Origin of the sequence: Mesorhizobium sp. AD1-1 (assembly GCF_020164655.1) — a bacterium.
GTDB lineage: Bacteria > Pseudomonadota > Alphaproteobacteria > Rhizobiales > Rhizobiaceae > Mesorhizobium > Mesorhizobium ciceri.
Genome location: NZ_JAIUGP010000003.1, coordinates 24671 through 36828 on the forward strand (window position 1 = coordinate 24671; position 12158 = coordinate 36828).

The 12158-nt window shown below is 62.1% G+C and carries 10 protein-coding genes; 2 read left to right on the forward strand and 8 right to left on the reverse strand.

From position 1 onward, the window contains the following. Nucleotides 1-37: 37 nt before the first annotated feature. From LB519_RS06780 to LB519_RS06790, 3 genes are read right to left on the reverse strand one after another with little or no spacing between them, the layout of a single operon-like run. Nucleotides 38-1699 carry an ABC transporter substrate-binding protein gene (locus LB519_RS06780; RefSeq protein WP_024503325.1) on the reverse strand — a complete coding sequence of 554 codons (1662 nt, stop codon included), beginning with the start codon at nucleotides 1697-1699 and terminating at the stop codon, nucleotides 38-40. Between the two features lie 18 nt (nucleotides 1700-1717). Further along, nucleotides 1718-2623 carry a proline iminopeptidase-family hydrolase gene (locus tag LB519_RS06785; RefSeq protein WP_027161573.1) on the reverse strand — a complete coding sequence of 302 codons (906 nt, stop codon included), beginning with the start codon at nucleotides 2621-2623 and terminating at the stop codon, nucleotides 1718-1720. Nucleotides 2624-2675: 52 nt separating this feature from the next. Further along, nucleotides 2676-4190: a leucyl aminopeptidase gene (locus LB519_RS06790; RefSeq protein WP_063167980.1), complete on the reverse strand. Its 1515-nt coding sequence runs from the start codon at nucleotides 4188-4190 to the stop codon at nucleotides 2676-2678. 247 nt (nucleotides 4191-4437) lie between these two features. Between LB519_RS06790 and LB519_RS06795 the strand changes: the two genes are divergently transcribed. Both LB519_RS06795 and LB519_RS06800 read left to right on the forward strand, forming a co-directional pair. Further along, a complete protein-coding gene (locus tag LB519_RS06795; RefSeq protein WP_024503328.1) occupies nucleotides 4438-5340 on the forward strand; it encodes a LysR substrate-binding domain-containing protein in 903 nt (300 codons plus the stop codon). Nucleotides 5341-5580: 240 nt separating this feature from the next. Then, on the forward strand, nucleotides 5581-7038 hold the full coding sequence (locus LB519_RS06800) for an NCS1 family nucleobase:cation symporter-1 (RefSeq protein ID WP_024503329.1): 1458 nt from the start codon (nucleotides 5581-5583) through the stop codon (nucleotides 7036-7038). A 38-nt stretch (nucleotides 7039-7076) separates the two neighbouring features. Here the strand turns inward: LB519_RS06800 and LB519_RS06805 are convergent, their stop codons facing one another. The 5 genes from LB519_RS06805 to tpiA form a co-directional block, all read right to left on the reverse strand. Further along, nucleotides 7077-7613 (reverse strand): DUF1697 domain-containing protein, encoded by a 537-nt coding sequence (locus tag LB519_RS06805; RefSeq protein ID WP_013531732.1) that lies wholly within the window; start codon nucleotides 7611-7613, stop codon nucleotides 7077-7079. An 11-nt stretch (nucleotides 7614-7624) separates the two neighbouring features. Further along, nucleotides 7625-9262 carry a CTP synthase gene (locus tag LB519_RS06810; RefSeq protein WP_013531733.1) on the reverse strand — a complete coding sequence of 546 codons (1638 nt, stop codon included), beginning with the start codon at nucleotides 9260-9262 and terminating at the stop codon, nucleotides 7625-7627. Between the two features lie 137 nt (nucleotides 9263-9399). Continuing rightward, on the reverse strand, nucleotides 9400-10527 hold the full coding sequence (locus LB519_RS06815; protein ID WP_063172119.1) for a L,D-transpeptidase: 1128 nt from the start codon (nucleotides 10525-10527) through the stop codon (nucleotides 9400-9402). Nucleotides 10528-10736: 209 nt separating this feature from the next. Further along, nucleotides 10737-11207, reverse strand: coding sequence for a preprotein translocase subunit SecG (gene secG / locus LB519_RS06820; protein ID WP_013531735.1), 471 nt, complete (start codon nucleotides 11205-11207; stop codon nucleotides 10737-10739). A gap of 170 nt (nucleotides 11208-11377) precedes the next feature. Continuing rightward, nucleotides 11378-12145 (reverse strand): triose-phosphate isomerase, encoded by a 768-nt coding sequence (gene tpiA, locus LB519_RS06825; protein ID WP_224619191.1) that lies wholly within the window; start codon nucleotides 12143-12145, stop codon nucleotides 11378-11380. Nucleotides 12146-12158 lie beyond the last annotated feature (13 nt).

The window sequence follows — 12158 nt, forward strand, 5'->3', positions numbered from 1 at the left end:
ACGTGCCCCTCCGCGGTTCGTTACTGCACCCAGGCCATTACTGTACCCAGGATTGGGTGATCATCCAGTTGAACTGCCTGTTGAACTTGAAATTGCCAAGACGTTTGCTGACGAAGTCTAGCCGCTTCGGCGTAAAGAGGCCGACCGCAGGTGCCTTGTCGGTGACTTGCCTGTCGATTTCAGCCCACATTTTATCGGCGGCTTTCTGATCGGTGACGCCGAGGTCCAATGCCTTTTGCATCTTGGCGTCGATTTCCTTGTCGCAGAAGCCGGCGATGTTGATCGAGGCGTCCGAACCTTCGCGGAAGGAGGCGCAGCTGAACAGGATGTTCAGGAAGTCCGAAGCCGCCGGATAGTCCTTGTACCACTGGGTGACGGACATCTGCACCTTGTTGTTGGTGTTCTGGATGTAGGTGAACTGGATGTTCGACGAGATCGGCTTGACGTCGGCGACATAGCCGATGCTGGTCAGCACGCTCTGCAGATAGACGCCGATGGAGCGCGAAATGGCGGTGTCCTCGACGATGATCGTCACCTTCTGGCCCTTGGTGCCGGAGTCCTCAACGAGCTGCTTTGCCTTGTCGAGATCAGGAGCCGACCATTTGGCGCCCGGATTCTTGGTGAAGGGGCAATAGTCTTCATGGCCGGGGAAGTCCGGAGGCAGGACCTGGCAGACCGGCGAAGCCAGCACCTTGCCGCCGAACAGCTTGACCAGCGTGTTGCGATCGATCGCATAGGCAACGGCCTGGCGGGCTTTTTCGTTGTCGAAGGGTGCGAGACGGTTGTTCAGCGGCGCGTACCACCAAGCCGAAAGCGGCGAGATGTGCAGCTGGTCCATGGACTTGCTGCCCAGTTCGCCCAGGCGGTCGCTCGGCAGAGCGTCGAACATCCAGTCCGCTTCGCCGTTCTGGATCGCGGTGACGGCTGCCTCTTCGGACAGGCCGAAATCATATTGGACGACATCCGGATAGCCGTCCGGCTGGGCTTCTTCGCTCCACTGCTTGAAATTGGGGTTGCGGGAAACCGTCATGCCCTTGTTCGGGTCGAAGGCGGAGATCATGTACGCGCCGGTGCTGGGAATGGGCTTGGAACCCATGTCTTCAGCGGGCGTGTCCGCCGGCAGGACCACGGCATGCGGCAAGGCAAGCTTGTAGAGCAGCTCGGCATCCGGCTTGGTGATGTTGATGGTGATGGTGCCGGCCGCTTCGTCGCCGACAACGCCGCCTTCCAGCGTGCAGCTCTTGGTGTCGGCCAGGCATTTGTCCGCCCCGACGATGCCGGCATAGAACGTGCCGGAGGTGGGTCCGGAAACCTTGAAGATGCGCTGGAAAGAAGCGACGACGTCCTTCACGCCAAGATCCTGGCCGCTGGAGAACTTGATGCCCTTGCGCAGCTTGAAGGTGAAGGTCTTGCCGTCATTGCTGACCTGCGGCAGGGCCTCGGCCAGATCGGGGACGATGGTGAAACCGTCCATGCCCTCGGCCTTGCGGAAGGCCACCAGGCCGTCATAGATCGGCTGGTACATCTGCCAGCCCTGGTCCGTGTAATTGATGTGCGGATCGAGCGTTCCGGCCGCGGAGCGGGCCAGCAGGCGGATGGTGCCGCCTCGGTGCTCCTTGAGATATTCGGCCTGTGCCGGGGCCAGCCATGTACCGGCCAGCAATGCCGCGGCTGTTGCCGCCAGAAGCAGTTTCTTCATGTCTTGATTCCCCTTTTTTCAGTTATCGTTGTGGTCCAGGAAGTCTCCCACCACCCGCATGCACGCATCTTGCTCTTCGACATGCGGCATGTGGCTGGAATGCTCGAATATCTCCCAGCGAGACCCCTTGATGCCGTCCTTGTAGGGCTGCACGGTCGCGGGCGTGGCCTCGTCGTGACGTCCGGAGATGATCAGTGTGGGAACATCGATGGCCGGCAGGCGCTCGACGATGCTCCAGTTCCTCAGCGTTCCGATGACATGGAACTCGTTTGGCCCATTCATCAGATTATAGACGGTCGGATTGCGCACGACCTGGGCGAAACTTTCCGTGACTTCGGGCGGGAAAGGCACGACCCGGCAGACATGCCGCTCGTAGAACACCATCGTCGCAGCCTGGTAAGCCGCATCGTCCGTCGTGCCGGCCTGTTCGTGTCGGGTCAGGGTCTCCTGCACATCCGCGGGCAGATCCGCACGCAACCGGTTGGCCTCTTCGACCCACAGTTTCATGGACGCCGGTGAGTTGGCTATGGTCAGCGATTTCAGGCCTTGCGGCCGCGTCACGGCATATTCGGCGCCCAGCATACCGCCCCAGCTCTGGCCGAGCACGTGGAAGCCTGTCCGAATGCCGAGGTGGTCGACGAGGTTTTCAAGCTCGTCGATGAACAGCCCAGGTGTCCAGAAATCGGCGCCTTTCTCAGGCAGCAAGGTGGAATTGCCGCAGCCCAACTGGTCGTAGTGGATGACGGCGCGATCCCTTCGCGCAAGAAGCTTGTAGGCATCGACATAGTTGTGAGCGACGCCCGGGCCGCCATGCAGGATCACCACAGGCGCCTTTTCGCCGCCGAGTTCGCCACTGACCCGATACCAGGTCTCGTAGGCGCCAAAAGCGGCCCGTCCTTCCATGCCGATGATCTCAGATGACATCCCAATTCCCAGTGCGATTGAAGGTACTTTTATCGTCCGCGGCGGCAGGCGCCTAACTCATGTTACGGGTGACCTGCACCCACTCTTCCAGCATCTGCACGCCAAATGCCGTGGCACCTTGCCTGCCGAGCGGCCGATCGGTGTCGGTCAGTTCCTTGCTGGCGATGTCGAGATGCACCCAGGGGCGATCTTCCGTGAAATGGCGCAGGAAGGCTGCGGCATAGGGAGCATCGCCATCTTCCATATCCTTGGCATGATGCCGCAGGTCCGCGAACGGCGATTGCAGGCCCTCGTCGTAGGCCCGATCGAGCGGCAGCCGCCAGAACCGCTCGCCGACCGTTTCTCCGGCCGCGATCATCTGTGACGCGATGGCATCGTCGGTGCTGAACAGGCCGGCGAATATCGACCCCAACCCACGCGTCACCGAATAGGTCAGCGTTGCCAGATCGACGATCACTAAAGGGTTGAAGCGCGTGGCTGCATAGTGGAGGCAGTCGGCCAGAAGCAGGCGTCCCTCCGCATCCGTGTCGAACACTTCCACTGTCTGTCCGGACGCCGTCGTGATGATGTCGCGCGGTTTGAGCGCCGTGCCGGATGGCATGTTCTCCGCAATGCCGAGAACACCGACAACGTGTACCGGGCTGCCTTGCCGGGCGAGTGCGATCAGCAGGCCGACCACAGCGGCCGCTCCGCCCATGTCGGCTTTCATGTCGAACATCTGCGCTCCGCCCTTGATGCAGAGGCCGCCCGAATCGAAGCAGACGCCCTTGCCGACGAAAGCGAGTGGTTGGGCGGGAGCACCCTTGCCCCGGTAGCGCAGGACAGCGACCCGCGGCGGGCGCGCCGAGCCCGATCCGACAGCAAGAAGCGCGTTCATGCCGAGCTCCTTCAGTTGCGCGGCATCAAGCATTTCGATGTCGATGCCGGCTTCACGCAGGGGCTCAAGATGATCGTGGAAATTGTCTGGATGGAGATGGTTCGGCGGCAGGTTGACCAAGGTGCGTGCATATTCGACGCCGTCGGCGATGGCATTGATCCGCGCCAGCGCCGCTGTCAGATCCGGGCCGCGAGCCCCTACCAGTTTCACCCGCAAGGTTCTATCCGCTCCCGCCCCTTGCCGCCGGTTGCGCATATCGAAACGATAGCGGCGCAGCCGCATGCCAAGCGCGACACGCGCCAGGATTTCGGCGCCGGGCAGGTCAACGCCGGCGATCGGGTCCAGGACCAGGGTGGGCGCGCATTCCCCCTTGCCCTCGAGATGCGCGGCAAGCAGACCGCCGGCGCGCGCCAGTGATAGGGTGGTTACGGCTTCAGCTTTGCCCAGGGCCAGGACGACCACGCGCTTGGTCGATACGGACTGCGGGGCAATAAGATCGATGCAGGTGCCGGATTCGATCAAGGCGGCCGGGTCGGAGCAGGCGCGCGAGAGAATCCCGCCCATCTCGGCATCCAAGGCGGCTGCCCGCGGGCCGAAGCCTGTTTGGGCAGTTTGCAAGATCACGACGACGGAGGCTTCCGAGGAAATCTCGTCCGCGGTCTCGAAAACCGGCGCTGGCGATTGAGGCATAGGCTGGCGCTCTCTCCGATTGCGGCAATACCAGCCGGGTAGCGAGCAACGCTTCGCTCACCCCGGTGGAGACTGGTCAAGCCGGTCTCCGCCGTTCGTGGTATAATGCCGGTCCCCAAATAGTCGCTTTCTTGAGACGACTTAATTGCTCTTGTCATCTGGGTATCCCCTAACAGGGCAGGCGATCAAACGCGAATTCTGCCCATGTCGATTGACAAAAACTCAACTCACAATTCATGATCGGCCAATGGCCCTTCCCTCACTCAATGGCATGCGCGCTTTCGAGGCCGCCGCTCGCCTTGGCAGCGTCAAGGACGCGGCGGAAGAACTGCATCTGACACCCTCGGCTGTCAGCCGGCACATCCGCGCGCTTGAACGAAATCTTGGCCAGGACCTGTTCGAACGCGGTTTTCGCCAGATAACGCCAACCATAAGGGGCTCCTACTATGCGCGCAGCCTCTCGGAGGCGTTCGAAGCGATCTGGCGCGCCACCGATGACGTCAGCCTCTCCGAGGGGTCGCGCCACGGCAAGATCCAACGTGTTCGGGTCTTGTGCGTGCCCACCGTTCTGAACCTTTGGCTGGCGGACCGGTTGCCGAACTTTCGCCGGTTGCATCCGTCGGTGGATCTGGAGATCTCCACTTCAGGCAAGCGCGCCAACTTCGATTTGGCCATTGTCGACGAGTTCGTCTACAAGGCCGGCCCGGCTCTGACGCTGCTGATCCCGCTGCTTTTGACGCCGGTCTGTGCGCCTTCGCTTCTGGAGGGGCCTGTGCCGCTGCGATCGCCGGCCGATCTGGTCAATCATCATCTGATCCATGAATGCGAAACCATGAGATGGAAGCGTTGGCTGGAGCAGGAAGGCGTTCTGGAAACGACGCCAAAATCCAGCACAACACTGGATGATTGCACCTTGATCATGCGCGAAGCGATCAATGGCGCCGGAATAGCGCTTGCGGACACGATGATGGCGCAAGATTTTCTGCAGCAAGGCAAGCTGGTCGCGCCGTTCCGTGCCCGCCACACCTATCCGGCCGGCATTTACCTGCATCAGCGTCGCAGCATCGGCAACAAGCCAGGCACCGGTCTGTTTCAGGATTGGCTGCTCGCCGAAGTCGCGGACCACAAGCAGGTGATGGCAATCGCTTAGATGCCCCCCAACCGAAAATGTCGGGAGCCACCGCTTCAGATTGGAATCCCCGCGTCGAACCTCGACTCATCCGTGGTCCAGCGATGACCCACCATCGCCTTGCATCGATAATCGCAGTTCTCATTGAATATCTTTAAGGCCAAAGCCGGCAAATAGGTTGCTTGTCGGTTCCCCTGCGGCAGGCTTAACCTGCACGCGGCCAACGCGTGAGGGCGCGTGCTGCAAAAGGGGAACATTGCCATGACGATACAGGGTGCTTCACCTGATCTGTACAACGAGGATTTGGCTCCGGCCAAAGTTCGAAACTGGGGACCATTCTCGATCTTCAACGTCTGGACGTCGGACGTCCACAGCCTTTGGGGCTACTATCTTGCCGCCAGTCTGTTCCTGTTCTGCGGCGGCTTCGTCAATTTCATCATCGCCATAGGCATCGGCTCGCTGATCATCTACGCGCTGATGAACATGGTCGGCTATGCCGGCGTGAAGACGGGCGTGCCCTACCCCGTGCTTGCCCGCGCCTCTTTCGGCATCTGGGGCGCCAACATACCGGCGCTGGTGCGCGCCGTCGTCGCCTGCTTCTGGTACGGCGCGCAGACTGCCGCCGCCTCGGGCGCGATCGTGGCGCTGCTGATCCGCACGCAATGGTTCGCCGATTTCAACGCCAGCACGCACTTCCTCGGTCATACCGGCCTGGAGGTGATCTGCTTCGTGGTCATCTGGGGGCTGCAATTGCTGATCATCCAGAACGGCATGGAAACGGTCCGCCGCTTCCAGGACTGGGCCGGCCCCGCGGTGTGGGTGATGATGCTGATCCTGGCGATCTATCTCTGTGTCAAATCCGGGAGATTTGCCTTCACCAGCGACATCCCGATGGACGTGCTGCTGGACAAGACGAAGGATGCGGGCGTGCCCGGCACGCCTGGCTCCTGGACCTCGCTGTTTGCGGTGGCCGCGATCTGGGTCACCTATTTCTCGGCGCTCTATCTCAATTTCTGCGATTTCGCCCGTTACGCGCCTGACAAGGCATCGCTGCGCAAGGGCAACATCTGGGGCCTGCCGATCAACCTGATCCTGTTTTCTCTGGTGGCCGGCGTCACCACCATTGCCGCCTTTGACGTCTATGGCGAGGTGCTGCTGCATCCCGACCAGATATCGGCGAAATTCGACAGCTGGTTCCTGGCAGCCCTTGCTGCCCTGACCTTTGCAGTTGCGACGCTTGGCATCAACGTCGTGGCGAACTTCGTCTCGCCGGCCTTCGACTTCTCCAATGTCTTTCCCAGGCAGATCGACTTCAAGAAGGGCGGCTATATCGCGGCCGTGATCGCCCTGCTGCTCTATCCCTTCGCGCCATGGGAAGGCAGTGCGGCTTCCTTCGTCAACATCATCGGCGCGACGATGGGGCCGATCTTCGGGGTGATGATGGTCGACTACTACCTGATCCGGAAGGGTGAGGTCGACGTCGAGGCGCTTTATCGCGAAGATGGCGAATTCCGCTTCCAGGGCGGCTGGCACGTCAACGCCTTCATCGCCGCCGGCATCGGCGCCATCTTCTCGTCGATCCTGCCCAACTTCACCAACTGGCTGCCGTCCTGGTGGGGTGTCTATGGCTGGTTCTTCGGCGTGGCGATCGCCGGCATCATCTACTACGTGCTGCGCACCGCCGCTTTGGGCGCCGGCGCCAGGACCGCGAAGGCCTGACAAGGTGAATTTTGGGGCGGCGAGAGCCGCCCCAAAACCTACCCGAGCATCTCGGCCAATCTGCGCACCGTGTTCCAGTTGCGCGACGTGCCCGTGCCCATGCGCTTGTGATTCATCGCCGCAAGCAGCCGCGAGCTTGGCCTCTCGCGCGAAAAGACGACCCAGATGTCGCCGCCGACCGAAGTCACTTTTTCATCCTCGCCGGCATAGGCCTGGAGCCCCGTCACGGCCTCCACGGGCGCAGGCTTGCGCATCACCCGTACGGCCACCTGATCGCCTGCTTTGGCCGAATCGGCCGGGAACGGATTGCCGGCGGCAAGCTTCAGCCAGTCCTTGGCACCACGCACGATGATGTCGACATGGCGGCCGAAGGTTTTTTCGAAGGCTGCCTCCAGCCGCTGTTCAAGGTCGGCAATATCAGTTGCCGGCGCCTCGAAGACCAGATTTCCGGTCGCCACCAGGGTGCGCGGGTTCTTCAGCCCGAGATCTTCCGCCATGGCCTTGAGATCGGCCATGACGACCCGGCGGCCCTCGCCCAGAATGATGCTGTAAAGCAGCGCGACATAGGTCTGCATGGCCGACCGGCCTACACCAGCCGGCTCTGCTCCACCGCTGCCTCGATGAAACTGGCGAACAGCGGATGCGGGTCGAGCGGCCGGCTTTTCAGTTCCGGATGATACTGCACGCCGATGAACCAGGGATGGTCCGGGTATTCGACCGTTTCCGGCAGCACGCCGTCGGGCGACATGCCGGCGAACACCAGGCCGCAATCCTCAAGCCGCTCCTTGTAGTCGACATTGACCTCGTAGCGGTGGCGATGGCGCTCGGAAATCTGCGTGTCGCCGTAGATCTCGGCGATCTTGGAGCCCTTGGCGAGCTCGGCCTGATAGGCGCCGAGCCGCATCGTGCCGCCGAGATCGCCGGTTTCGCGGCGCTTCTCCAGCATGTTGCCTTTCAGCCATTCGGTCATCAGGCCGACGACCGGTTCCTCGGTCGGACCAAACTCGGTCGAAGACGCATGCTCGACGCCGGCCAGCGACCGCGCCGCCTCGATGCAGGCCATCTGCATGCCGAAGCAGATGCCGAAATACGGCACTTTTCGCTCACGCGCGAACTTCGCCGCCAGGATTTTGCCTTCCGAGCCGCGCTCCCCAAAGCCGCCGGGAACCAGGATGCCATGCACCTTTTCCAGCCACGGCGTCGGATCCTCCTTTTCGAAGATCTCCGATTCGATCCAGTCGAGCTTGACCTTGACGTGATTGGCCAGGCCGCCATGCGACAGCGCCTCGATCAGCGATTTGTAGGCGTCCTTGAGGCCGGTATATTTGCCGACAACGGCGATGGTCACCTCGCCTTCCGGATTGTGGATGCGGTTGGACACCGCCTGCCACGGCTCCATACGCGGCTTCGGCGCCGGATCGATGCCGAAGGCGGCCAGGACTTCCGAATCGAGCCCTTCCTTGTGATAGGCCATCGGCACGTCGTAGATATGCGGCACGTCGAGCGCCTGGATCACGGCGCTTTCGCGCACATTGCAGAACAGCGACAGTTTTCTGCGCTCTTCCTTGGGGATAGCGCGGTCGGCGCGGACCAGCAGGATGTCGGGCGCGATGCCGATGCCGCGCAGTTCCTTGACCGAATGCTGAGTCGGCTTGGTCTTCAGCTCACCGGCCGTCGGGATATAGGGCATCAGCGTCAGATGCACGTAGACGGCATTGTTGCGCGGCAAGTCGTTGCCGAGCTGGCGTATAGCCTCCAGGAACGGCATCGCCTCGATATCGCCGACCGTGCCGCCGATCTCGCACAGCACGAAATCATAGTCGTCATTGCCGTTGAGGACGAAATTCTTGATCTCGTCGGTGACGTGGGGGATGACCTGCACGGTGGCGCCGAGATAGTCGCCGCGCCGCTCGCGCTCGATGATGTTCTTGTAGATGCGGCCGGTGGTGATGTTGTCCTGCTGGTTGGCGGAGCGGCCTGTGAAGCGCTCGTAATGGCCAAGATCAAGATCGGTTTCCGCACCATCGTCGGTGACGAAAACCTCGCCATGCTGGTACGGCGACATCGTCCCCGGATCGACATTGAGATAGGGATCGAGTTTTTTGATGCGTGCGCGATAGCCTCGCGCCTGCAGGAGAGCCCCAAGGGCCGCTGCGGCAATGCCTTTTCCAAGTGAGGAAACCACGCCGCCTGTGATGAATACATATCGCGCCATGGGAGTCATCGCTTAACGCGGCCGGATTGATTCCGCCAGAGAAAAAACCACCGCGAAGGTTTTTTCCCAAGAAGGCGCTCGGATCGTGAACAGGGCAAAACAAAAGGGCCGGCTGAGCCGGCCCTTTCGGCAGGATGACGAAAACGTCAGATGATGACGACCTTGGTGCCAACCCTGACGCGGCTGTAGAGGTCCATGACGTGCTCGTTGATCATGCGGAAGCAGCCATTAGAGGCGCTGGTTCCGATCGACTGCGGCGCGATGGTGCCGTGGATGCGCAGATGCGTGTCCTTCTTGCCGTCATAGAGATAGATGGCGCGGGCGCCGAGCGGATTCTGGCCACCGCCAGGCATGCCGTCCTTATACTGGCCGTAATGCTTCGGCTCGCGCTTCTGCATGTCCAGCGTCGGGATCCAGCGCGGCCATTCCTGCTTGTCACCGACCGCGACCGTGCCCTTGAACTGCAGGCCTTCGCGACCGACCGCAATGGCGTAGCGCCGCGCGGTGGAAGATGATTCGACGAGGTAAAGGCGCCGCGCGCTGGTGTCGATGACGATGGTGCCGGCATCGTAACCAGTGAATTCCACGTCCTGCGGCACGAATTCCGGCTTCACCTTGAACTGCTTCTTGGCCTCCCTCTTGGCGAGAGCCTGATCGAGAGCCCGCGTCTCGGGAAGATAGCTTATCGAGGAGCCGGACGACGTCCCGCCGAAAAGGCCGGCGAACAGGCCGCCGCCGCTCGGCTTCTTCTGGCCGATGACTTCGCTGCGCAGTTCGCCATTGTTGCCGGTCAGGGCGACGTTCATGGCCTCCGCCGGAAGCGGCTCGGCCGACTGGATCGGCGCTATCGGTTCGATAGGCTCGATGATCTTGGCAGCCTGCTTCCTGGCCGGCTTGGCATCGGCCACCTCGGTTGCCGGCGCGCTCTTGCCCTTCTTGGCAAGGAACGCCTGCCGTTCCGCGTCGGCCTTGGCCTTTGCCGCCTCGCGCATTGCCAGCTTCCTGGCTTCGAGCGCCTTGGCTTTGGCGGCTTCCTTGTCGGCAACGATCTTGGCCTCGATCTTCTTGATCTGGGCGAGGTCGTCGGGCGTCGGGTTTTTCTTCTTCTTGAGAAGCTTCAGTTGCGACGCATCACTCTTGACGGCGATGTTGATGGCAGAAGTTGTTTCAGCCGAAGGCTGTGCGGCCATATTGGCCGGAACGCCTGCGAAAGCGGGGGAACTCAGGCCGAGTGCGGCGCAAAGTCCCAGGAAAATGAAGCTGCGAAGCTGCATGGCGAAGATCCGATCGTTCTATGCTTGTTGCCACGGCGTCGCCCAGCGCCCCCCAAGGGCGCCGGAAATGCCGCGTGCAATCTATAGTCGAATAAGCGCGGCCGCCTCAAGCGTGGGGCCATGCCTCACCCCGTCGAATCTTCGTGATCTCGCTGCATTTGCCGCGACTGTGTTCAAACGACCACAGATCGCGGTTCAGGCACCGAGGACTACTGGTTTGGAACCTGCGGGGTCGCCGGTGCGGCGGGAGCCGTGCCGTTGGTCGCCGGCGGCGTCGAGCCGGCGGCAGGCGCAGTGGCCGGGGCAGTCGCAGGAGCCGAAGCATCGTTGCCGGAAGGCGGCGTCGGCGTGGTGGTGCCCGCGGGCGCCGGAGTTGTGGTTCCAGGCAACTGGTTGAGCACGCCTTTGCCGGCGCCGTCCGAGGTCGCCGGCACGCGGTCCAGGATATCGATCGGCTTTTCGCCGTAGCGGGCGACGATCGACAGGGTCAAGGAGGTGGCGAAGAAGGCAGCCGCCAGGATCGCCGTCGCACGCGTCAGCGCATTGGCCGCACCACGCGCGGTCATGAAGCCGGACCCGCCACCGATGCCGAGGCCACCGCCTTCGGAACGCTGCAGCAGCACCACGCCGACAAGGGCGAGCACGACCATGAGATGGATGACGATCAGTACGGTTTCCATAGTTTATCCTGGCAAGGCCTTGCCCGGCCGCGGACACGACCGGTGAATTGGAGGCGGCTCAATACAATGCTTTGACGGCATTTCCAAGCCCGTGGCCGGAATATGGGAAGCAACCCGTCCTTTGCAACGATTTCGTGCACCGGAAGCCCTGTCCGGCGGGGAAAATGTCTTCAAGCAATATTGCGATAGGCCTCGGCGATGCCGAGAAAGTCCGCCGCTTTCAGGCTGGCGCCGCCAACCAGCGCGCCGTCGACATTCCTGACGCCGAGCAGTTCGACCGCGTTGGAGGGCTTGACCGAGCCGCCATAGAGAATGCGCACCTTCGCCGCGACGCCGCCGAGCTTTTCCGACAGCTTTTCGCGGATATGTGCGTGTGCCGCAGCGACGTCGACCGCCGTCGGCGTCAGGCCGGTGCCGATCGCCCATACCGGCTCATAGGCAATGATGGTGTTGGACGGGGTGGCGCTTGGCGGGACCGAGCCCTCGACCTGCCGCGACAGCACGTCCAGCGTGGCGCCCGCTTCACGCTGCTCATGCGTTTCGCCGACGCAAATGATGGCAACAAGCCCGGCACGCCATGCGGCGGATGCCTTGGCCTGGACAGTGGCGTCATCCTCGCCGCGTTGCTCGCGGCATTCGGAATGGCCGACGATGACATGGCTCGCACCGGCATCCCTGAGCATTTCCGCCGAGATGCAGCCGGTGTAGGCGCCGCTCTCCTTGGTGTGGCAATCTTCGCCGCCGGCATGCACCGGCGTGCGCGACAGGATCTCGGCGGCGTGGGCAAGCAGGGTTGCGGGAACGCAAACCAGCGCTTCGGTCTCCGCGTCAAGCCCACTCATGAAGCCGTTGCCGATCATCCTGAGCTCGTTGAGGGAGGCGCTGGTGCCGTTCATTTTCCAGTTGCCGGCGACGAGCGGGCGAATTCCTGGCGTCATGGGTTTGCTTCTC